The sequence below is a fragment of the Lachnospira sp. CLA-JM-H23 genome (assembly GCF_040096425.1).
Taxonomy (GTDB): Bacteria; Bacillota; Clostridia; order Lachnospirales; family Lachnospiraceae; genus Lachnospira; species Lachnospira rogosae.
Map to the genome: position 1 here is coordinate 1 of NZ_JBBMET010000004.1, position 20,599 is coordinate 20,599.

Below are 20,599 nucleotides of genomic sequence, written 5' to 3' on the forward strand. Positions count from 1 at the left end.
GTAATATGAAAAATAGACGATATAGAATATGTAAATAAGAATAAGATATTAATAATGGATGCAACATTTTGAAATAAAATGTTGCATCGTTTTTTATATAATGCTTGAATACACAACAAAATATGAAATAAAAATATACAACAAAAAATGTGACTAAGCATTTACTTAATCACATTCTTCTATAAGTATATTAATTATATTCATATCAGTGTACTAAGCCTCTGATATGATATTTTCTGACTTTGTTATAATATCCAGCAATTCTTGTGAAGCCTTTCAGTGCATATAAAGTTCCACAAAGAGCTTTTAAGATTAACACTTTGGTGTTCATTATATTATCTGTCATTAGTGTCTTTATTATCCGGCTGTATCTTTAATATAACTGACTCTGCCCTATTTACCGAAGAACGTTCAACAAACAGCCATACATTATCAATTGTCAGCTTATCCCCGGCTTTAGGTATTCTGTCAAGCTTTTCTGATATAAATCCACCAAGCGAGTCATTATCCTGTGAGTACAACTTAGTTCCAAGCTCACTATTAATGTCATCAAGCTTGCACGATGCATTAATTCGATATGTATTATCCCTTATCTTAGTCATATCGTCTTTCTCATCTGTATCATACTCATCTCTGATTTCACCAACAATTTCCTCAAGCAAATCCTCAGTTGTTATCATACCAGCTATCTGTCCGTATTCATCAAGAACAATTGCAATACTGTATCTGTTAAGTTGCATTTCTTTAAACAGCTCAGATGTATTCTTATGTTCGTATGTAAAAAATGGTTTTCTCATTATATCTCTTATATTAAAGGTTTCGTCTTTTTTATCACCGACTATCAAATCTTTAATATTAAGTATGCCGATTACATTATCTGAATCATTCTCGTATATCGGTATTCTTGTATACATTGTACTTTTAAATAATGTAATTATATCTTCATAAGATGAATTAACATCTGCAACTGTCATATCAATTCTTGGAATCATAACGTCTTTAACGCTTGTATCTCCAAAGTCAAACAGATTATCAATAATCTGTCTTTCATCTTTCTCGATAATTCCTTCTTCATGGCTTACCTTTACTATTGTACGAAGCTCTTCCTCAGTAATAGTTGAATTCTTATCATTAGATTTAATACCAAATATTCTTAATACTCCGCCAGCAAGATGATCAACTATAAATATCACTGGTGTCAATATAACCATAAGACCATATATAATTGGTGCATATAATAATGTAAGCTTAACAGAATAATATGTAGCAAGATTCTTTGGGGTTATTTCTCCGAATAAAAGAACGAAAAGTGTAAGAACACCAGTTGCTATTCCTGTAGCATAGCTTCCCCATACCTTTATTGTAAATGTAGTAACAAGTGCTGAGCAGGAAATATTAACAATGTTATTACCTATAAGTACGGCACTTAGCAACTTTCCAGAATCATCTATAATCTTAGCAACTAAAGCTGCACGTTTGTTGCCCTCATCCATAAGCGAACGAATTTTCATCTTGCTTACAGTCATAAATGATGTCTCAGCTGACGAGAAAAATGCCGAAAGAAATAATAAAATAATAATAGTTATAAGTTGAATACAACTGTCCGTATCCAAGGAATTATTCCTCCATTCTTTTTATAAAATAATATTTATATACAACACTTTAATTTGTGTGTTATATTTTAATATATTACAGTATTAATAATACAGATGTCAAGTTGAATGAATATTATCAAATATATGGACATAAGCTTGTAAAGAATATATATAGATTGGAAATGCTGTATGAACAAATTAATTGGAATACTAAAGACCTTAATAGCTGGTTATATTATAACAATTGCTTTACTGATAATTATATCTATATGTATGTATAAAATGTCACTTAGCAATAACATAATAAGCATATGTATTACTGCCGCCTATGGTATCAGCACATTTGCCGGTGGACTTATATTAGGACACATAAGAAAATGCAACCGTCTTATATGGGGAATACTCTATGGTATTATATACTTCTGCATTTTATGTGTTATCTCTGTTGCAATTAATCAGGGTTCTGGCTTTGATATTGCTTCTGCTGCAAAATGTATTGGCATATGCTGTGCCTGCGGCGGTGCTGGTGGCTTTTTTTCCCCATAGATAAGCCATGTCCGAAAGATAATAAATACCTCAAGACATTTATTATCTATAACAGATAAAGCCTGCTATTACATAAAATATGCCAGACTGGCACTCAAGTGACATTCTGGCATATATATTAAATAACATAGTTATCAATTCCATTACCAGAATTAATAAGGTCTGCTATTGTTATCTTGTTAAAGTAATCATTGATTGTCTTCTCAAAATTCTCCCACATAGTAATTGTCTTGCACTCTTCAAGCTTAGGACACTTATTAGGCTTGCTCTCAAGACAGGCAACAGGTGCTAAAGAACCTTCTGTACACTGTAATACGCTTAATACTGTGTATTCCTCTGGACGCCTTGAAAGCTTATATCCACCACCCTTTCCTCTTAATGATATAAGAAAATCATTCTTGCTTAATAAAGAAACAATTGATTCTAAATATTTCTCTGAAATTCCTTGTCTTTCAGCTATATCCATAAGTGTTATATATTCGCCATTATCGTGTTCTGCTAAATCTATCATAACCCTTAATGCATATCTGCCTTTTGTTGATATCTTCATCTAAATCCTCCATTCTTAAATATAACAGTCTTAAGTACAATGGACTTATTATATTTCTCATTCTATAAACATACTATACCACAATGTTTGTATGAATTTCAAGATGATTTATAAAATTTTATTAAGCGTATTCTTAAGACACACCGCTCCCCAGCCTGTACGCGGGTCTGGCTGATTATCGTTTCGTGTAATCCCAACAAGTCCTACTGGCTTAGAACCATCAATAAGAGCTGCCTTTAATTTCTCGCCATACATAAACCTGTCATTGCCCATAACTATTCCCCACTGCATAAGAAGTGCCGCCGCACCTGTAACAACCGGAACTGCATAAGATGTGCCTGTAACATTTCTATATGTAATATCATTCCCCCTCTGCCTTGCAATGCTTATATCGACACCTGGTGCTGTGATATCCGGCTTAACTCCTGCATTAACATTTCTTATGCTATTATCAAATCCCCGTCCCGAAAATGCTGCATAAGAATTCGTGTATGCATTATACGCCCCAACTGCTATACAGTTTCTTGCCGTTGCAGGTATTGTAATCGTCCCATCAGCTGTAGGATTATTAAATGCTGTTGCATAACCAAGTGCCTGACTTGACGGAAGCCATATATTATATTCACCTGCCCTTATACTTCCTGCCATCAACACTATCTGCCATATACCTGATAATATATAATCAGTCTTTGGAATAAGATTAATATATATTTCCTGATATATATTATATGGAGATGGTTCACCAAGCAATGTTATAATCTCAGTATTGTATGTTTCATACCTGTTAATTCTCCCCTCAGTTATTATTCCAATCTGTTCGCCACGCGGATTGATTAACATTACATCAATTGTATCCCAGTAATTCTTCCATATCTGGATATCTATAGCACTCTGATATTCACCAACACTAAGATACGCTGTCTGTACCTGTCCGGTATTAATAATCCCCCCAAAATGTATCGCTTTATCTGCTTCATTGCCACTCCCTACACATATAACACACCTGTAGCTTTTGGATATATCATCAATAAAGCTCTCTAATAACGTATTACCATTATGTGCACCATAATTACAGCCATAACTTATATTAACTGCCACAGGCTTTCTGTATTCAATTGCTTTTCTTATAATATAATCAATTGCATCCATAAGGCTTGTTGTCCTTGGAAACTGGTTATTAATAGAATATCCCATTTTAACTGCTATAATATCAGCCTCGTAAGCAACGCCCAAACTGCCTGCCGCTATATACGAAACATCCGTTCCATGCATTATGTTATCAACCCCTGGAGCATTATCATAAGAAAATGTACCGCCTGATAAATCCTCATTAAGCCTTATATACTCATCAATCGACTGTTTATCGTATTTCTCACCTGTCGTCTGGTCATATATGTTAAGTATTCTTGTAGTCCCATCAGAATTCCTGAAAGCATTATCAAATATATCTATCCCTGTATCAATCACTCCGACAATAACACCTTTTCCTGATAAAATGTTCCCATCCGCCCTCACGCTTCCTACACATGCGGCTGTCTTAGTGCGTTCTATCTGATAATAAAGACTCTTAGGCTTTTCCACATAATCTATGACATCTTCCTGCGATATAAGTTCTATTGTAGCTTTATCAGCCACTATAATTGCATAATAATTAAGAAGCTCTTTGATATATACGTTATATCTGTTTCGTATACTCTCAAGACTTCCTGAATATTTAACTATTATCTCCCATGTATTATCACGCCAGTTATAACCTGTACTAAGGCTGTCAGCTTTTCTTAATTCGTCTTCTGTGGCATCTAAAGATACATTCAATATATTTTCAAGCTTCTGGTTCATATTCAAATCGTCCGGCATTACAATAGATAAATAATTGCCATTTTTCTTCTACAATAATGCTGCTGGCAATTCTTTCACTATATTCCATTAATTATATTCACCAGAATATAAGTAAAGACCTGATTCAAGTCTTTACACTTTAAATCAGGTCTTCTTAATAAATTCTATTCTGCACTTTGGACATTTAATACTTATCCTGCCTTTTCCTCTAGGCACCCTTATCTTCTGTGAACAACTTGGACACTTAAATATCTTATGTGTCTTATTGTCTTTAATTCTATATTTAATTCTGTTAATCTTTCCCACTACTTTATAATGGAAAGACAGGTATTTCTCATTCTCTTCGCTTCTTTTAGATATATTACGCGAAAATACCCTAAAATATGTATATATTATTCCTGCAAGTGCTATGGCATATAATACATTGCTTCTGCTAAACATTGTTATAACCAGTAACACAAGACATATTAAAGATAAATTTCTTGACAATTGATCCATGCCATATCTTCCATACATAAATCTTGCAAATTTATCCTTGAAACCATTCATAAACAATCCAGCCTTTCACATTTCTCAATAATTATCATCAAATAATACTCTATCATATACTTTTGCAAAAGCAATTAAAAATATATAAAGAATTATTAAAAGGCTGTTATAGTTTAATATTTCTGTTCCATATATACATTACCATCAAGGTCTTTCCAGTAGAACTTATCATCAAGTATCATATAGCTGTGAGCTGAGTTCTCCTTAGGGATAGATACTGAACCTGGGTTCATATATATATATCCATCTCTCTTTTCACACTTTGGAACGTGTGTATGTCCGCATAAAAGGATATCGCCATCATTTAACGCCGGAATATTCTTTTCATCAAGCTTGTGTCCGTGTGCTAATACTATTGAACGGCCATTAAAATTAACATATGCCTGTTCACATAACACATTAAAATCAAGCACCATCTGATCTACCTCTGTATCACAATTACCTCTTACACATATTATCTTATTGCGCAGGGGATTAAGCATTGCGATAACTTCTTTGGGAGCATATTCTTTAGGAAGATCATTTCTTGGTCCGTGATAGAGTATATCTCCAAGAAGAACTAATCTTTCTGCGTTCTCCTCCTTGAATCTGTCTAACATTAATCTGCAATAATATGCAGAACCGTGAATATCTGATGCTATCATTATCTTTGACATAACTTTCTTCCTTTCCGTGCTGATGTACTGTCCATTAATATTCTTTTATCAACATATTTTTATTCATAAATTTTATTATTAATGTATTTAATAAATCCTAATACATAATATGTCAGTATAATGTTAATTGGAAGCTGTATCATATTCTTAGCAAAACGTATTGATAAGTAAAATGCGAAGCCCTTTCCATACATTATACTGCACCAGTAAGTTCCAAGTAATACATTTACAAGTAATGTATCAATTGTAAGTGCCGCTGCACATCTTAAAAGGAACTTAAAGTCTATAATCCTTAATATACCTTTCTTCTGACCCTGTTCATCATACTTTTCAGCTACCTTCATATTACAGCCATAAAAGAACAGACCATATATAAATCCAGCTAATGCCGCACTTATTGTCCAGCCAGGAAAATATGCACCTGTAGGCTTAATAACAAACTGAATCAAATCTCCAAGTCCACCACACACAAAGCCCATAACTGGACCAAACATATATCCTATTGCACAGTTGGCAAGAAAGGATACTGAAATTCTAAGTGTTGGTGTTACCTGAATTGATACAAACACAGCTAATACTGTGTGCAGAGCTATCAATAATGCCGCGGCAACTATTGACTTAATGCTCTTGAATTCTTTTGCAGAAAATGCAAAATTTCTTAATAAAATTGACATAAAAAAACCTCCTTTGCAGTAATCTTCGCTCTACATAGGAGGTTATTCGCCGTAGTATGTAGCAGCGGGATGCGGATTATGTATCGCAAGAAAACTTTTCGTCCAAATGGCAACTCCCTGTCCAAATGGCACTTAACGCACATATTCCTACTCTGCTTTTTTATTATTGTTCAAGCGTTATTATATACATACGCTTTACTGTTGTAAAGCGTTTTTTTGTATTTTTATTCATACATTTATCTTGCTATCCTCTGGACAGCCGGAATTTTATAATCTGAAGCGTAGCTTAAAAACTGCTGTAAACTATTCTGTGTCTTATACATATCAAGTATCTTCTTCATAAAAGCTATCGTGCTTTTCTTATATTTCATATGTAAAAGCACATTTACAGCCGCCTCATCATTATAGCTGCCTGCAAACTGCTTGGCATACCTTGCAAACTTCAGCTTATCTAAATTCTCGATATTATGATAATTCTGCAAAATCTCCAAAGCCTCAAGCACTTTGGAATTCTCAAAATCCAGATCAACCTCTGGTCTTTTAACTATTATATTGCCAAGCTCACAGGTTCTTGTTCTTATCACAGTTGAATACAGCTCTATCTTATCGCCCTTGTAAGATGATATCATATACTTGTTATACAGCCTGTAGCCTATAAACATTCCACTGTCGTTATTATCTCCAAAGAAATAATTAAGCAGTAATTCTTCTATGTTCTTATCACCATCAGATGTCTTAATATACATTCCTTTTCCAGCTCTTAAAATGTAACCATCCTCGCACAGTCTTTCTATAGACCTGAAAAAAGCATCGTGGCTCATCCTGGTAAATCCCTGTTCATACATTGCATTAGCAACTACAACCGTACCTTCTGGAATATTATCAAAATATTCAATCATTTTATCCCTGAACTTCATACGCTTTATCCTGACTACTTAACTTCTTCAAGATTAATAGTTTCTGTGTTGTCCTCAGTAGTATCAGCGTTATCTGCAGGCTTAAAGCCGTCTTCTGACTTAACTGTTTCTTCTGACACAGCCTCTTTCTCGCTCTTGTTAATAACTTTTACGTCTACATCTCCTGACTCTGGAAATGCTTCTTCTTCATCAAAATCATCTTCTGCTAATATATCTTCTACATCATCGTCGTCCACATAAAAATTAACAGGAATAATATCAACCTTGCTTAATGTTGCTTTTCCAATTACATATACTGTATGAATTCCTTCTTCATCAACATTTTCTACAAGATTATGAACACCTGCTATTCTCTTTTCTATGTCACACGCCACATTAACACCCTCTGGAAGAATGATTGTGACATTACTGCATACACTTTCAAAATTAATGTATACATCTTTTTCAAATACAGCAAGACCAAGGTCAAGAGTTGTATTAGAAGCTACTGACTTTATCTCACAGCCAACAAATTCCTCGTCTTCTACTTCAACAACCTTCTTCTCACATATTGCATTATATTTGCGGACCTCAAGATCTGCACTATCCTGTTCTTCCTTTGTATAACGGCTCTTAGTTGTCTTATACTTCTCGTATGCAACTTTACCAGCAACTACTACCGCACCAATACCTACTGCTGCCTTAACAATGCCTGATTTCTTCTTAGCCATAATTATTCCTCCTTATTATACTCTGTCTGGTTAATGATAACATACTATAATATGACACAGGTGTCAAAATATATAACCCTTCGTCACTAATTATAGGTGTTGCCACTGTGGCACCACCTGACTGTGCATATATTTATTTGCTTATTAATATCTGCTGTCTTGAATATACACAGCCGCAGTAATTCTGTCTGTATAATCCATATTCCTTTGACAGCTCAATAGACCTCTTATAACCTTCCTGCTTCTTAAAATCCGAAAGCAGGTAATTAACACCATATTCTTCCTGAAGCTTTAAGCCTGTCTCATTAAGCTTTACACTGTTCTTTAATGGGCTGATTGTAAGAGTTGTTGTAAAATAATCATACGCCTCTGCCTTGGCAAGTTCTGCTGTCTTTCTTAATCTTAATTCATAACATTTAAAACAACGCTTACCGCCTTCTGGCTCTTTCTCAAGACCCTTAACTTCCTTAAAGAATACATCCGGTTCGTAATCACCCTCGATGAATTCAACTTTGTTAGGGGTATCAAATTCTTTTATAAATCTTATCTGCTCTGCAACTCTTTTCTTATATTCCTCATCACTTGATATATTCGGATTATAATAAAATACTGTAACCATAAAATACTTCGATAGAACTTCAATACAGTTACTACTGCAAGGTGCACAACAGCTATGTAATAATAATCTTGGTACTTTTCCTTCTTTTTGAAGCTGTCCTGCAAGCTTTAGCATTTCCTTATGGAAGTTTCTATTCTCAAATGGTACTGCCATAAAGTCTCCTCTAACCAACAATCTCAGATAAAGCACTTATAAGCTTATCCATCTGCTCATCTGTACCTATTGTAATTCTTAAATAATTATCAATTCCTGGCTGTGCAAAATATCTTACAAATATATTCAAATCCTTAAGCTTTTCAAATATTTCTTTAGCTGGAACACTCTTATGTGTAGCAAATATAAAGTTAGCCTTAGAGTCTGGGAACGTAAATCCAAGCTTTGTAAGTTCTTCCTTAGTTCTTTCTCTTGTAGCTGTTATTCTTTCAACACATTCCTCAAAATACTTCTTATCATTGATTGAAGCAACACCCATATCAATTGATGTCATATTCATTGTGTATGAATTAAATGAGAATTTCACATCATTAAGTGCCTTTATAAGTTCTTTTGAACCAAACGCATATCCAATTCTCATACCCGCCATAGAACGTGACTTAGAAAATGTCTGTACAACAAGTACATTATCATATTCATTCACTAAATCCTTAGCTGATACTCCTCCAAAATCAATATATGCTTCATCAACTATAACTACAACATCTTTATTATGTTCAATAATATCCCTTACACTGTCAAGATCCATTAAAAGACCTGTTGGAGCATTAGGATTAGGGAAGATTACACCGCCATTTTCTTTATAATAGTCTTCTGGAACAATCTTCATATTATCATCAAGCTTCTGCTTCTCATATGGTATACGGTACAGATCAGCCCATACACTATAAAAAGAATATGTAATATCCGGGAATAATACCGGCTTCTTTCCATTAAAAAATGTAAGGAAACACATTGATAACACATCATCTGAGCCCACACCGACAAATACCTGATTATTATCCATTCCATAATAATCTGCAATGCTCTTAACAAGCTTAGTCACATCAGGATCCGGATATAATCTGCAACGGTCTATATCTATTGCTTCCATTGCTTTTCTGACATTTTCTGATGGTCCATATGGATTCTCATTAGTATTAAGTTTAATAACATCCTGAACCTTAGGCTGTTCGCCCGGAACATAAGGTTCAACCTTTCTTATATTACTCTCCCAAGCTTTCATTAATAATCCTCATTTCCGCGTACATTTTTCGCATATTGATTTTATAAACCCATCTCTTTAGCAACTTCTGCAAAATGTGGGAGTGAATTAATTATTGTATCGTATGATACGCAGTAAGCCATCCTTACAAAACCAGCACAGCCAAATGATGAACCAGGAACAATAAGTATATTGTGCTTCTTAGCTGTATCACAGAAAATATTCTCATCTTCTGTTGGTGATTTGACAAAGAGATAAAACGCTCCTTCTGGCTTAACACATTCAAAACCAAGCTTTGTAAGTCCTTCGTAAAGTGCTTTTCTGTTCTTATCATAAGCTTCGATATTAACCTTGGCATCAAGACATCTGGCAATGACCTTCTGCTGTAATGATGGTGCATTAACAAATCCTAATATTCTTGTTGCTACAGAAGCGGCTGACTTCATATCATCTGAATCTGCTGCTTCATCTGGAATCACAAGATATCCGATACGCTCACCTGGAAGTGATAATGACTTGCTGTATGAATATCCAACTATAGTATTATTGTAATATTTAGTAAGATATGGAACTTCTACTCCATCATAAGCAAGTTCTCTGTATGGCTCATCAGCTATAAGGAATATCTCTATGCCTAATTCTTTCTGCTTGTCTTCCATAATCTTAGCTAACTTCTTTATTGTATCTTCTGAATACACAACTCCTGTTGGGTTGTTAGGATTGTTGACAATTACAGCCTTGGTATTCTTGTTAATAAGCTTCTCAAATTCATCAAACTTTGGCTGGAAAGTAGCTGTATCTGGAGATACTGCAACAAGCTTTCCACCAAAATTACTTACATAATTCCTATATTCTCCAAAGAATGGTGCAAATGTAAGCACCTCATCACCAGGATTGATAATTGTCTTAAGTATTGTATTAAGACCACCTGCCGCACCAACTGTCATAACAATATTAGTGTAATTAAAATGTGTATCAAATCTCTTATTAAGTGACTGTGCAATCGCTTCTCTTACATCTTCAAAGCCTGAATTGCTCATATATCCGTGAAGGACAACTGACTCTTCCTCATCAACTATATTCTTGATTGCCTCATTAACTTCATCCGGAGCCGGCACATTAGGATTACCTAATGAAAAGTCATATACATTTTCCGCTCCATATATCTTAGCAAGCCTGTTACCTTCCTCGAACATCGCTCTGATAACTGAGCTTCCTTTAACAAGTGCTTTCATTGATTCTGCTATCATCTTACTTGTCCTCCAATTCACATAATTATATAGATGTATTATAACAAATCTGACAATTTAATCAATTGCCTGTTGCTCTATTTTTGAATACTGCGATTACATTTTCTGCATAATATACAGTTTCATACTGTGATGAATTCAGGTAACTGCTGACATTGTAATAAGTATCGCTATATCTTAAGTCCAAAGCTATATACTCTGTCTGTTTGTCGGTATAATATAATTCATACAATATCTTATGCTTTGATAAACTGGCACATAAAAATGTTGTCGCTGTAACACTTGCATCGTCAGGAATTGTACCAAGCCCTTCATTCATAGTATCAATCACCCTTTTATTATTCTCGTCCACATAATTAAACGCATTATCAAGCCTTGATACATTGAATGCCATAAAAAATATAACAACTGCCATAGCTGTCATACGAAGCATTAACATTTTCTTCCTCACATCCATATCGCATATATTAATAATTAAAAGATATATAAGAAGTGCACCTGAACCAAATGAATAGTGAAAATATATGCTATGGAAATATTCATAATCGGACATAAGGTTAAACATTATATAAGGTCCAAGAAGAATAAATCTGCTCCACTTTCTTGTACATAATGGTATGAACAAAAGAACACCAAGTGTCTTTAATATATAAGCAATCTTACTTTTATCCATAATCTGCGTAATTATATACGCTGGATTATTAATAACCGTCTTTATTATTCCTGTTATATTACCATTACCTTCCGCAATCATATTATTAAATCTGTCAGAGATTATGCCCGTTCCTATTATCTCAATTATCTTGCAGGCAATGACAAAATACACTATGGATAATATCAGTATAATAAATCCTTTTTTATACATTCTCTTTCCTATTATCATATAAAGGGCCATGAACATAAGAAATACCGGTGCATCTTCCTTTACAAGGCATATAAGTATTGCAGATATTAATATTCCTGTCATATTATCTTTTTCCATATATAGCAGAAATGTAAATATAAGCACTGGAAGAAACATATTCTCGTGTATATCATAAAAGCATCCGCCGCTTATAACCGGATAAAAAAAGTATATTATACATATTATTAACACAGCCCGTCTTGACATTCCTTTGTACTCAGCAAGCCTGCAAAGTGGAATTACTGCTATTGCAATGACTACTGCCTGCATAACCTCAAGCGTCACCGGTGATGATACAAGCATATAAAATGGCAGTATCGTATAAAACATTGGTGATATATGCACACACATATGTGACATAAGATGATCTCTCTCACTTGTATTTAACATTCTGCCCGTCGTCTTCATATAGTGAAACATCTGCGAAAAAAGTCCCATATCAAAATTAGGTGAGCCAAATGACAGATAACGGAACACCATACATATACTTATAAATGCTGTCATAACACCTGCAACTATCGCAACACCTGTGATATACATTCTTTTACTTATATCTTTTATATCCGCATTATAAGTGGTGCTGTCACTAATATATCCCTTGTAAATCTTGTGCACATAACTATATGAATATACAGCTGCCGCCAGTACAACAAGTGTCATTCCAGCCACAAAATACACATCATTATATTCATATACACACACGCAGGCATATACCAATACAACTCCTGTTAATAAAGTTCCCTCAAGAATACAGGCTTTAAGCCTGTTATTATCCTGAAGCTTTTCAAATATGGCATATAATACTATTGTTAATACCAGCGAGCATATAATAACTGAAACCATATCAACATTTTTAACGTATGACAGGCTGTTTATCATATACCTTCTGCTATTCATTATAAAACTCTCAACTAAACTAACAAAACACCACGCCATAATAAATCTTATGACGCAGTGTTCTAATGTAATTGTATTTCTTAAATTGTTAATGACCCTATACAATCTGCTCTTATCCATCTCGCCTCTGTCCCTCTTGTTAAATACTATTAATGAATTCAGACAAAAACATTATTGCCGCTCCTGTATCCGTTCTCTCTGATGTACAACTTGAAATTGAAAAATATCTTCCATCTGTATCAAAAGAATATTTATCAGTAAGTCTTTGTCTTATATTCTCTTCATATTCTAACAGATATCTTGAAACAAATCCACCAATTACTATATCCCTGTCAAATATAACATACAGATTATTAATTCCTGTTGTAAGATTATCAAGATATTCATCAAGAACTTTGACGCATTGTGCATCACCCTCAGATGCTTTCTTAAAGAATTCATCTATCTGTATGCCAAGGTCTGATGAAAGATTTCTTGCTGAAAGATAACTTTCAACACAGCCCTTCTTTCCGCACATACATTTTCTTCCGTCAGGATATAAAGTCATATGTCCAAATTCACCATATCTGTTATGCTCTCCCTGCACAATCTTATCATTGCTTACACACGCACCACCAACTCCATCATTAATCATAAGATAGAATTTGTCGTGATAGGACTCGTCCATATGAGCATTTTCATTCTTATGGGAATACCAGTAATCAGCAAATGCACTGGCTCTTGCATCGTTCTGTACAGTATAATCATACTTAAGACGACTCGTAATGTTATCAGTCTTATAGTCTCTTGTGTTAAGTGGTGGAGATGAAATTATCATTGTATTATCACTATTGAATATACCCGGCATAGTTATTCCTATGCCAAGTATATTATCAGTATTAATATTATTCTCCTCTATTATATCATCGACAAGCTCTGATACCTTAACTCCATAATCACTTTCCGGGCTGAATTCAATATCAACACTTTTCTGGCTTCTTATCTCTCCATTAAGATCTATAAGTGCCACCTTTAATTCATTAGCACGGACGTTAACGCTTATTGCGAATCTTGCATCAGCATTTACCATAATCATCTGGGCTTTTCTTCCTCCTGTTGAGTCAAAACTACCCTCCATAACTATAAGCCCTGAGTCTTTTAAAAGCTTGATATTCTGGTTGATTGTCGGAAGTGACAATCCAAGTGTATCCGCAATCTCCTGCCTTGATATTGCACTGCTGTTATATATAAGCTTAAATATTCTGTTCTTATTATACTTTCTAACCTCTGACGTTGTTATTTTCTGTGATGAAATCATTTATTCTCCAAATACTGCCTTATAATCTTTCTGGAACTTCTCAATACCTGCATCTGTTAATGGGTGATGAACCATCTGCTCAATAACCTTATAAGGAACAGTTGCTATGTCAGCTCCTGCAAGTGCACAGTCTGTTATATGTATAGGATTTCTTACACTTGCACATATAATCTCTGTCTGGATATCATAATTAGAAAATATACCAACAATATCTTCAATAAGCTGGATACCCGGCTGTGATATATCATCAAGTCTTCCAAGGAATGGGGATACATATGCTGCACCTGCTCTTGCTGCTAAAAGTGCCTGATTAGCTGAAAAGATAAGTGTTACATTACACTTTATTCCTTCTGCTGAAAGCACCTTAACTGCCTTAAGGCCTTCTACTGTCATAGGAATCTTAACTACCATATTAGGATGAATCGCAGCAATCTCACGGCCCTCTTTAATCATTCCTTCCGCATCTACTGTAGTTGCCTTAACTTCACCACTTATAGGTCCATCAACAATACTTGTAATCTCTTTAATCACTTCATTAAAATCTCTGCCTTCTTTGGCAATTAATGATGGATTAGTTGTAACTCCGCAGATTACACCCATATCATTAGCTTTTCTGATATCATCAACATTTGCCGTATCAATAAAAAATTTCATAAAACCTCCATTCTGCATATACACTATCTGTTATTATTATGCCAGATACATCAATTACATTTTCTCAAATACCCCTTTTAATGCAGGATATATGTCTTTAAATGTATTATAACGTGAATTATACCTGTCTGCAATGTCTTTTTCCGGCTCGATTGTCCTACATATTCCAACAATGCTGTCTGCCGCCTGCTTAACATTTTCATATTCACCAGCCGCCACCATAGCAAGCATAGCTGCTCCCATAGACGGACCCTCTTCTGACTTTAACAGATGTACTTTAATTCCCAGCACATTAGCCATAATTGTACACCAAAGCTCACTCTTAGCACCACCACCGCACATCTTGGTTTCTGTGATGTTAATTCCAAGCGACCTGGCAATCTCAAAAGAGTCCCTTATAGCAAATGCAACACCCTCAAGCACCGCCTGTGTCATATCTGTCCTTGTGCTGTCCATAGTCATTCCTGTAAATGTTGCTCTTGCAAGCGGGTCATTATGTGGTGAACGCTCTCCCATAAGATATGGAAGAAAATATACATGATTATTGCCAAGCATATCTTTAGTTATATGTGACTGTGCTTCTTTGTAATCTGTATCCTTTAAAATATTATCCATCCACCAGCCATTGCAGGAAGCTGCACTTAACATACAGCCCATAAGATGATAATAGCCGTCCGCGTGGTCAAAGGAATGAAGTGCATTATTATTATCAACGCTAAAGTTACTGCTTGATATAAATATTGTTCCGCTTGTTCCAAGAGAAATATTGCACATTCCGTCCCCAACAGTTCCAGTACCTACTGCCGCAGCAGCATTATCACCTGCTCCAGCAGCTACACATACATTGTCTGGAAGTCCAAGCTCCATAGCAGCTTCTTTAGTAATACAGCCAACCTTTTCGTAGCTTTCATACAAAGCCGGAAGCTGTTTTCTTGAAATTTTGCATATGTTAATCATCTCTTCTGACCAGTCACGCTTTTTAACATCTAATAAAAGCATACCTGACGCATCCGATACATCTGTGCAATGTACTCCTGTAAGCCTGTAGGCTATATAATCTTTAGGAAGCATTATCTTAGCAATCTTTTTGAAATTGTCAGGCTCATTATTCTTAACCCAGAGAAGCTTAGGAGCCGTAAAGCCAGCAAATGCTATATTCGCTGTATATTCTGTAAGCTTATCCTTTCCAATCTCATTATTAAGATAATCACATTCCTTAGTTGTTCTTCCATCATTCCAAAGAATTGCCGGTCTTATTACATTATCATTCTCATCAAGAATAACAAGACCGTGCATCTGACCTCCGAAGCTTATTCCTGCAACCTTGTCCTTATCTATATCCTTTATAAGCTCTTTGATTCCCTCACAGGTCTTATCATACCAGTCTGTCGGATTTTGCTCTGACCAGCCTGGCTTTGGAAAGCTTATAGGATAAGTCTTAGATACTGTATTTACAATATCACCTGTTGGTTCCATCAATATCAGCTTAACCGAAGATGTTCCAAGGTCAACACCTATATAATACATACCGCACCCCATTTCTATAAACTATTATATATTTACGTTATAATCTTAACTATGCAAAAGGATTTTCTGACTTATAAAGCACGCCTGCCGGCTGGTTATATGATATGTCCTCAACGCCAAGATACTTAAACACATCAAACAAAGCCTTTCCATAATGTCCAAATGCTACTGCCCCATGATGAGGATAATTCTTCTCAACAAGCACGTGTCTGTAAAATCTTCCCATTTCATTAATTGCAAATATTCCTATAGCACCAAATGAACGTGTTCTTACAGGAAGAACTTCACCCTGTGCAACATACGCCCTTAACTGGCTGTCTGAAGTACTCTGTAACCTGAAAAATGTAATATCACCAGGTACAATATCTCCCTCAAGTGTTCCGTTAGTAACTTCTTCTGGAAGTGAACGTGCCATAATCATCTGGTTCTTCATCTCACAGAATGAAAGCTTGCACGCTGCTGTATTGCCACAATGGAAGCCCATAAATGTATCCTTAATTGTATAATTGAATCTGCCCTTAATATCTTCTTCGTATATATCTGATGGAACTGTATTATTAATATCAAGAAGTGTAACAACATCATCGCTTACAACTGTTCCTATGAATTCACTTAAAGCTCCGTATATATCAACCTCACAGGATACAGGTATTCCCATAGCTGTAAGACGTGAATTAACATAGCAAGGAACAAAGCCAAATTGTGTCTGAAATGCTGGCCAGCATTTTCCTGCGATTGCAACATATTTTCTTGAACCCTTATGTGCTTTTACCCAGTCAAGAAGTGTAAGCTCATACTGTGCAAGCTTAGAAAGTATCTCAGGTTTCTTATTACCTTCTCCTAATTCCTTCTCCATACTCTTTACAACCGCTGGAATTCTCTCATCTCCTACGTGATTATTATAGCTTTCAAAAAGGTCAAGCTCTGAATTCTCTTCTATCTCAACGCCAAGATTGTATAACTGGTTAATTGGTGCATTGCAGGCGAGGAAATTATTAGGTCTTGGTCCAAAGCTTATAATCTTAAGATTATTTAACGCATATACAGCCTTTGCAACCGGTATGAATTCGTGAATCATATCTGCACATTCACTTGCTGTTCCTACTGGATATTCCGGAATATATGCCTTAACTCCTCTTAATTTCAGGTTGTAGCTTGCATTAAGCATACCACAATAAGCATCTCCTCTGTTACCTACAAGGCCTCCATTAGCTGATGTTTCTTCTGCTGCCGCAACGAACATCTTAGGTCCGTCAAAATATTTAGCAAGCATAGTTTCTGCAATTTCTGGTCCAAAATTACCAAGATATACACATAAAGCATTACAGCCAGCTTTCTTGACATCTTCTAATGCCTGCTGCATATGTATCTCGCTTTCGACTATACATATTGGACATTCATATATTTCATCTGCATTATATTTGTTCTTGTAAGCCTCAACTAAAGCTTTTCTTCTGTTCACTGACAGGCTCTCTGGGAAACAGTCCCTGCTCACTGCCACAATTCCGATTTTAATAGATGGTTTGTTATTCATTGTAAAATCCTCCATTTCTGTAACACCCGTTACTACAAGTATGGGGACACATCCTGCTATATGACGTATCCCCTTACTTTTAATAAATACATTTCAAAAAGTTACTTATATAATATTATTTTTTTGTATATTTTGCAATACATTAAGCAGCTTTTATAAAATATTTTATATAAATCACTCAATTATTCACTAACTAGTTTTATAACAATTATTTATTATCTGGTGTATGCCACTTCCATTCCTGTACCTCTGGAAGATCCATACCATACTCGCTTATATATTGCTTATGTGCAACTAAAGTATCTCTCATCTTCTGGAGAAGATATGAACCTTTGTTGCCAAGCTGTGGAAGTGCATTAATAACAGCCTGTACAAGATGATAACGGTCAATTTCATTCTGTACTCTCATATCAAATGGAGTTGTGATTGTACCCTCCTCCTGATAACCGAATACCTGAAGATTTCTGTTATGTCTGTAATATGTAAGCTCGTGTATAAGTGTTGGATAGCCGTGGAATGCAAATATAATTGGCTTATCCTTTGTAAATAACGCATCATAATCTGTATCTGACAGGCCGTGTGGGTGCTGTGTATTAGACTGTAACTTGAATAAATCAACTACATTTATAAATCTAATCTTTAAATCAGGCATATTGTCTCTTAATATTGTAACAGCCGCAAGTGCTTCAAGTGTAGGTGTCTCACCACAGCCGGCAATTACCACATCCGGTTCTTCACCCTGATCGTTACTTGCCCATTCCCATATACCAACACCCTGTGTACAGTGCTTAACAGCCTGTTCCATAGTAAGCCACTGTGGTCTTGGGTGCTTAGATGTAACAAGCACATTGACATAATCACGGCTTCTTATGCAATGGTCAAAGCAAGAAAGCAAGCAGTTAGTATCTGGTGGAAGATACATTCTTACCACATCCGCCTTCTTATTAGCTATATGGTCAAGGAAGCCTGGATCCTGATGTGTAAATCCGTTATGATCCTGCTGCCATACATTTGATGAAAGAATAAGGTTAAGTGAAGCAATTGACTGTCTCCAAGGAAGCTGTGAACATACCTTTAACCATTTAGCGTGCTGTGCCGCCATAGAGTCTACTATTCTGATAAATGCTTCATAGCTTGCAAAGAAGCCATGACGTCCTGTAAGAAGATATCCTTCTAACCAGCCTTCACACATATGCTCTGAAAGCATTGAATCCATTACACGTCCGTCCTTGGCAAGGAATTCATCATTATCCTTAAGAACATTATTCCAATCCCTGTTAGTCTCCTCAAATACTTTGCCTAATCTGTTAGACATTGTTTCATCTGGTCCAAAGATACGGAAGTTCTTAGTTTCTTCATTTAACTTGAATATATCTCTTACAAAACCTCCAAGTTCAATCATATCCTGACCATCTTTTGCTCCTGGGAAAGGTACGTCAACGCCGTAATCCCTGAAATCTGGAAGTCTTAAATCTCTTAAAAGCTTACCACCATTAGCGTGAGGATTGGCACTTATTCTGTGATCTCCTTTTGGTGCAAGTGCTCTTAACTCTGGAATTAATCTGCCATTTTCATCAAACAATTCTTCTGGCTTATAGCTTTCAAGCCAATCATTAAGCTGCTGTAAATGTTCTGGTCTATCCATCATAATTGGAACCTGATGTGCCCTGAAAGTTCCCTCAATTTCCTTGCCATCAACAACCTTTGGTCCTGTCCAGCCCTTTGGTGTTCTAAGTACAATCATAGGCCAGAATGGTCTTTCTGTCTTACCTTCTTCTCTTGCTTCTCTCTGTATTTCCTTAATCTCCTCAATAACAGTATCTAATGTCTCTGCCATCTTTCTATGCATTGTCATTGGATCATTGCCCTCAACAAAATATGGTTTCCAGCCACATCCGTGGAAGAAACTTTCTATCTCATCGTGTGATATACGTGAGAATATTGTAGGGTTGCTTATCTTATATCCATTAAGGTGTAATATTGGAAGCACTGCTCCGTCTGTCACAGGATTGAGGAACTTATTAGAATGCCATGCTGTAGCAAGTGGTCCTGTCTCAGCTTCACCATCACCAACAATACAAGTTGTTATAAGATCCGGATTGTCAAATACCGAACCAAATGCATGTGCTATCGAATAACCAAGCTCACCACCCTCATTAATTGAACCTGGTGTCTCAGGTGCAACGTGGCTTGATATTCCTCCTGGGAACGAGAACTGTTTGCAAAGCTTCTTTAATCCGTTCATATCCTGACTTACATTCGGATATACTTCACTGTATGTTCCCTCAAGGTATGAGTTAGCTACAAAGAAATTGCCGCCGTGACCAGGACCGGATATAAGCACCATATCAAGATCATACTTCTTAATAGCTCTGTTCATATGACAGTAAACGAAATTCTGACCCGGAACTGTACCCCAGTGACCTACGATTTTCTTCTTAATATGTTCCTTCTTTAAAGGCTCTCTTAAGAGAGGATTATCTAAAAGATAAAGCTGGGCAGCTGCTAAGTAATTGGCAGCTCTCCAATATGCGTCCATCTTTTCAAGATATTCATCTGTAATTGGCATCTTTTCAACACACATTTCTTCGTTCATCCTTAACCTCATTTCTATGACAATAATATTGCCACTTAATAATTGTTATCTATTTTAAAATCACTTCTGTAAATATCTTTTATAAAT

18 protein-coding genes and 1 riboswitch are annotated in these 20,599 nt (G+C 35.6%); of the genes, 1 reads left to right on the top strand and 17 read right to left on the bottom strand.

The window, feature by feature from the left end; translation table 11 throughout:
- Window positions 1–335: 335 nt before the first annotated feature.
- Window positions 336–1,613, bottom strand: coding sequence for a hemolysin family protein (locus WMO42_RS06095; RefSeq protein ID WP_349191795.1), 1,278 nt, complete (start codon window positions 1,611–1,613; stop codon window positions 336–338).
- 171 nt (window positions 1,614–1,784) lie between these two features.
- Here WMO42_RS06095 and WMO42_RS06100 point away from each other — a divergent pair, with 171 nt between their 5' ends.
- The gene (locus tag WMO42_RS06100) at window positions 1,785–2,141 is read left to right on the top strand and encodes a TIGR04086 family membrane protein (RefSeq protein WP_022501136.1); all 357 of its coding nucleotides are present in this window, start codon (window positions 1,785–1,787) and stop codon (window positions 2,139–2,141) included.
- 118 nt (window positions 2,142–2,259) lie between these two features.
- Here the strand turns inward: WMO42_RS06100 and WMO42_RS06105 are convergent, their stop codons facing one another.
- The 16 genes from WMO42_RS06105 to WMO42_RS06180 all read right to left on the bottom strand — a co-directional run bounded on the left by WMO42_RS06105 (window position 2,260) and on the right by WMO42_RS06180 (window position 20,512).
- The gene (locus WMO42_RS06105; RefSeq protein ID WP_022501137.1) at window positions 2,260–2,691 is read right to left on the bottom strand and encodes an Rrf2 family transcriptional regulator; all 432 of its coding nucleotides are present in this window, start codon (window positions 2,689–2,691) and stop codon (window positions 2,260–2,262) included.
- Window positions 2,692–2,799: 108 nt separating this feature from the next.
- On the bottom strand, window positions 2,800–4,530 hold the full coding sequence (locus WMO42_RS06110) for a S8 family peptidase (protein ID WP_318255817.1): 1,731 nt from the start codon (window positions 4,528–4,530) through the stop codon (window positions 2,800–2,802).
- A 144-nt stretch (window positions 4,531–4,674) separates the two neighbouring features.
- Entirely contained in the window at window positions 4,675–5,079 is a 405-nt protein-coding gene (locus tag WMO42_RS06115) for a hypothetical protein (RefSeq protein ID WP_022501139.1), read from the bottom strand.
- A 113-nt stretch (window positions 5,080–5,192) separates the two neighbouring features.
- Window positions 5,193–5,735, bottom strand: coding sequence for a phosphodiesterase (gene yfcE / locus WMO42_RS06120; protein WP_022501140.1), 543 nt, complete (start codon window positions 5,733–5,735; stop codon window positions 5,193–5,195).
- A 59-nt stretch (window positions 5,736–5,794) separates the two neighbouring features.
- The gene (locus tag WMO42_RS06125) at window positions 5,795–6,409 is read right to left on the bottom strand and encodes a folate family ECF transporter S component (RefSeq protein ID WP_022501141.1); all 615 of its coding nucleotides are present in this window, start codon (window positions 6,407–6,409) and stop codon (window positions 5,795–5,797) included.
- A gap of 60 nt (window positions 6,410–6,469) precedes the next feature.
- Window positions 6,470–6,566: riboswitch (THF riboswitch) on the bottom strand.
- 79 nt (window positions 6,567–6,645) lie between these two features.
- A complete protein-coding gene (locus tag WMO42_RS06130; RefSeq protein WP_055176011.1) occupies window positions 6,646–7,326 on the bottom strand; it encodes a hypothetical protein in 681 nt (226 codons plus the stop codon).
- 14 nt (window positions 7,327–7,340) lie between these two features.
- A complete protein-coding gene (locus tag WMO42_RS06135) occupies window positions 7,341–8,036 on the bottom strand; it encodes a hypothetical protein (protein ID WP_055176015.1) in 696 nt (231 codons plus the stop codon).
- 133 nt (window positions 8,037–8,169) lie between these two features.
- A complete protein-coding gene (locus WMO42_RS06140) occupies window positions 8,170–8,808 on the bottom strand; it encodes an epoxyqueuosine reductase QueH (RefSeq protein ID WP_055306690.1) in 639 nt (212 codons plus the stop codon).
- A 10-nt stretch (window positions 8,809–8,818) separates the two neighbouring features.
- Complete coding sequence (gene hisC / locus WMO42_RS06145; protein WP_055176016.1) at window positions 8,819–9,874, bottom strand: histidinol-phosphate transaminase; 1,056 nt, start codon at window positions 9,872–9,874, stop codon at window positions 8,819–8,821.
- Between the two features lie 41 nt (window positions 9,875–9,915).
- The gene (locus WMO42_RS06150; RefSeq protein ID WP_349172359.1) at window positions 9,916–11,103 is read right to left on the bottom strand and encodes a pyridoxal phosphate-dependent aminotransferase; all 1,188 of its coding nucleotides are present in this window, start codon (window positions 11,101–11,103) and stop codon (window positions 9,916–9,918) included.
- A gap of 61 nt (window positions 11,104–11,164) precedes the next feature.
- On the bottom strand, window positions 11,165–12,904 hold the full coding sequence (locus tag WMO42_RS06155) for a DUF2079 domain-containing protein (protein WP_349191798.1): 1,740 nt from the start codon (window positions 12,902–12,904) through the stop codon (window positions 11,165–11,167).
- A 139-nt stretch (window positions 12,905–13,043) separates the two neighbouring features.
- Complete coding sequence (locus tag WMO42_RS06160) at window positions 13,044–14,201, bottom strand: ROK family transcriptional regulator (protein ID WP_090140119.1); 1,158 nt, start codon at window positions 14,199–14,201, stop codon at window positions 13,044–13,046.
- Window positions 14,202–14,855 (bottom strand): fructose-6-phosphate aldolase, encoded by a 654-nt coding sequence (fsa, locus tag WMO42_RS06165; protein ID WP_022206287.1) that lies wholly within the window; start codon window positions 14,853–14,855, stop codon window positions 14,202–14,204.
- Window positions 14,856–14,909: 54 nt separating this feature from the next.
- Complete coding sequence (gene xylB / locus WMO42_RS06170) at window positions 14,910–16,382, bottom strand: xylulokinase (protein ID WP_055176025.1); 1,473 nt, start codon at window positions 16,380–16,382, stop codon at window positions 14,910–14,912.
- Between the two features lie 49 nt (window positions 16,383–16,431).
- Window positions 16,432–17,916: an L-fucose/L-arabinose isomerase family protein gene (locus WMO42_RS06175; RefSeq protein ID WP_349191799.1), complete on the bottom strand. Its 1,485-nt coding sequence runs from the start codon at window positions 17,914–17,916 to the stop codon at window positions 16,432–16,434.
- A 208-nt stretch (window positions 17,917–18,124) separates the two neighbouring features.
- Entirely contained in the window at window positions 18,125–20,512 is a 2,388-nt protein-coding gene (locus WMO42_RS06180; protein ID WP_022501151.1) for a phosphoketolase family protein, read from the bottom strand.
- Window positions 20,513–20,599 lie beyond the last annotated feature (87 nt).

Coding starts and splice junctions, on each gene's coding strand:
- WMO42_RS06100 (WP_022501136.1), top strand. CDS start 1,785: ATGAACAAATTAATTGGAATACTAAAGACCTTAATAGCTGGTTATATT.
- WMO42_RS06105 (WP_022501137.1), bottom strand. CDS start 2,691: ATGAAGATATCAACAAAAGGCAGATATGCATTAAGGGTTATGATAGAT.
- WMO42_RS06110 (WP_318255817.1), bottom strand. CDS start 4,530: ATGAACCAGAAGCTTGAAAATATATTGAATGTATCTTTAGATGCCACA.
- WMO42_RS06115 (WP_022501139.1), bottom strand. CDS start 5,079: ATGAATGGTTTCAAGGATAAATTTGCAAGATTTATGTATGGAAGATAT.
- yfcE (WP_022501140.1), bottom strand. CDS start 5,735: ATGTCAAAGATAATGATAGCATCAGATATTCACGGTTCTGCATATTAT.
- WMO42_RS06125 (WP_022501141.1), bottom strand. CDS start 6,409: ATGTCAATTTTATTAAGAAATTTTGCATTTTCTGCAAAAGAATTCAAG.
- WMO42_RS06130 (WP_055176011.1), bottom strand. CDS start 7,326: ATGAAGTTCAGGGATAAAATGATTGAATATTTTGATAATATTCCAGAA.
- WMO42_RS06135 (WP_055176015.1), bottom strand. CDS start 8,036: ATGGCTAAGAAGAAATCAGGCATTGTTAAGGCAGCAGTAGGTATTGGT.
- WMO42_RS06140 (WP_055306690.1), bottom strand. CDS start 8,808: ATGGCAGTACCATTTGAGAATAGAAACTTCCATAAGGAAATGCTAAAG.
- hisC (WP_055176016.1), bottom strand. CDS start 9,874: ATGAAAGCTTGGGAGAGTAATATAAGAAAGGTTGAACCTTATGTTCCG.
- WMO42_RS06150 (WP_349172359.1), bottom strand. CDS start 11,103: ATGATAGCAGAATCAATGAAAGCACTTGTTAAAGGAAGCTCAGTTATC.
- WMO42_RS06155 (WP_349191798.1), bottom strand. CDS start 12,904: ATGAATAGCAGAAGGTATATGATAAACAGCCTGTCATACGTTAAAAAT.
- WMO42_RS06160 (WP_090140119.1), bottom strand. CDS start 14,201: ATGATTTCATCACAGAAAATAACAACGTCAGAGGTTAGAAAGTATAAT.
- fsa (WP_022206287.1), bottom strand. CDS start 14,855: ATGAAATTTTTTATTGATACGGCAAATGTTGATGATATCAGAAAAGCT.
- xylB (WP_055176025.1), bottom strand. CDS start 16,382: ATGTATTATATAGGTGTTGACCTTGGAACATCTTCGGTTAAGCTGATA.
- WMO42_RS06175 (WP_349191799.1), bottom strand. CDS start 17,916: ATGAATAACAAACCATCTATTAAAATCGGAATTGTGGCAGTGAGCAGG.
- WMO42_RS06180 (WP_022501151.1), bottom strand. CDS start 20,512: ATGAACGAAGAAATGTGTGTTGAAAAGATGCCAATTACAGATGAATAT.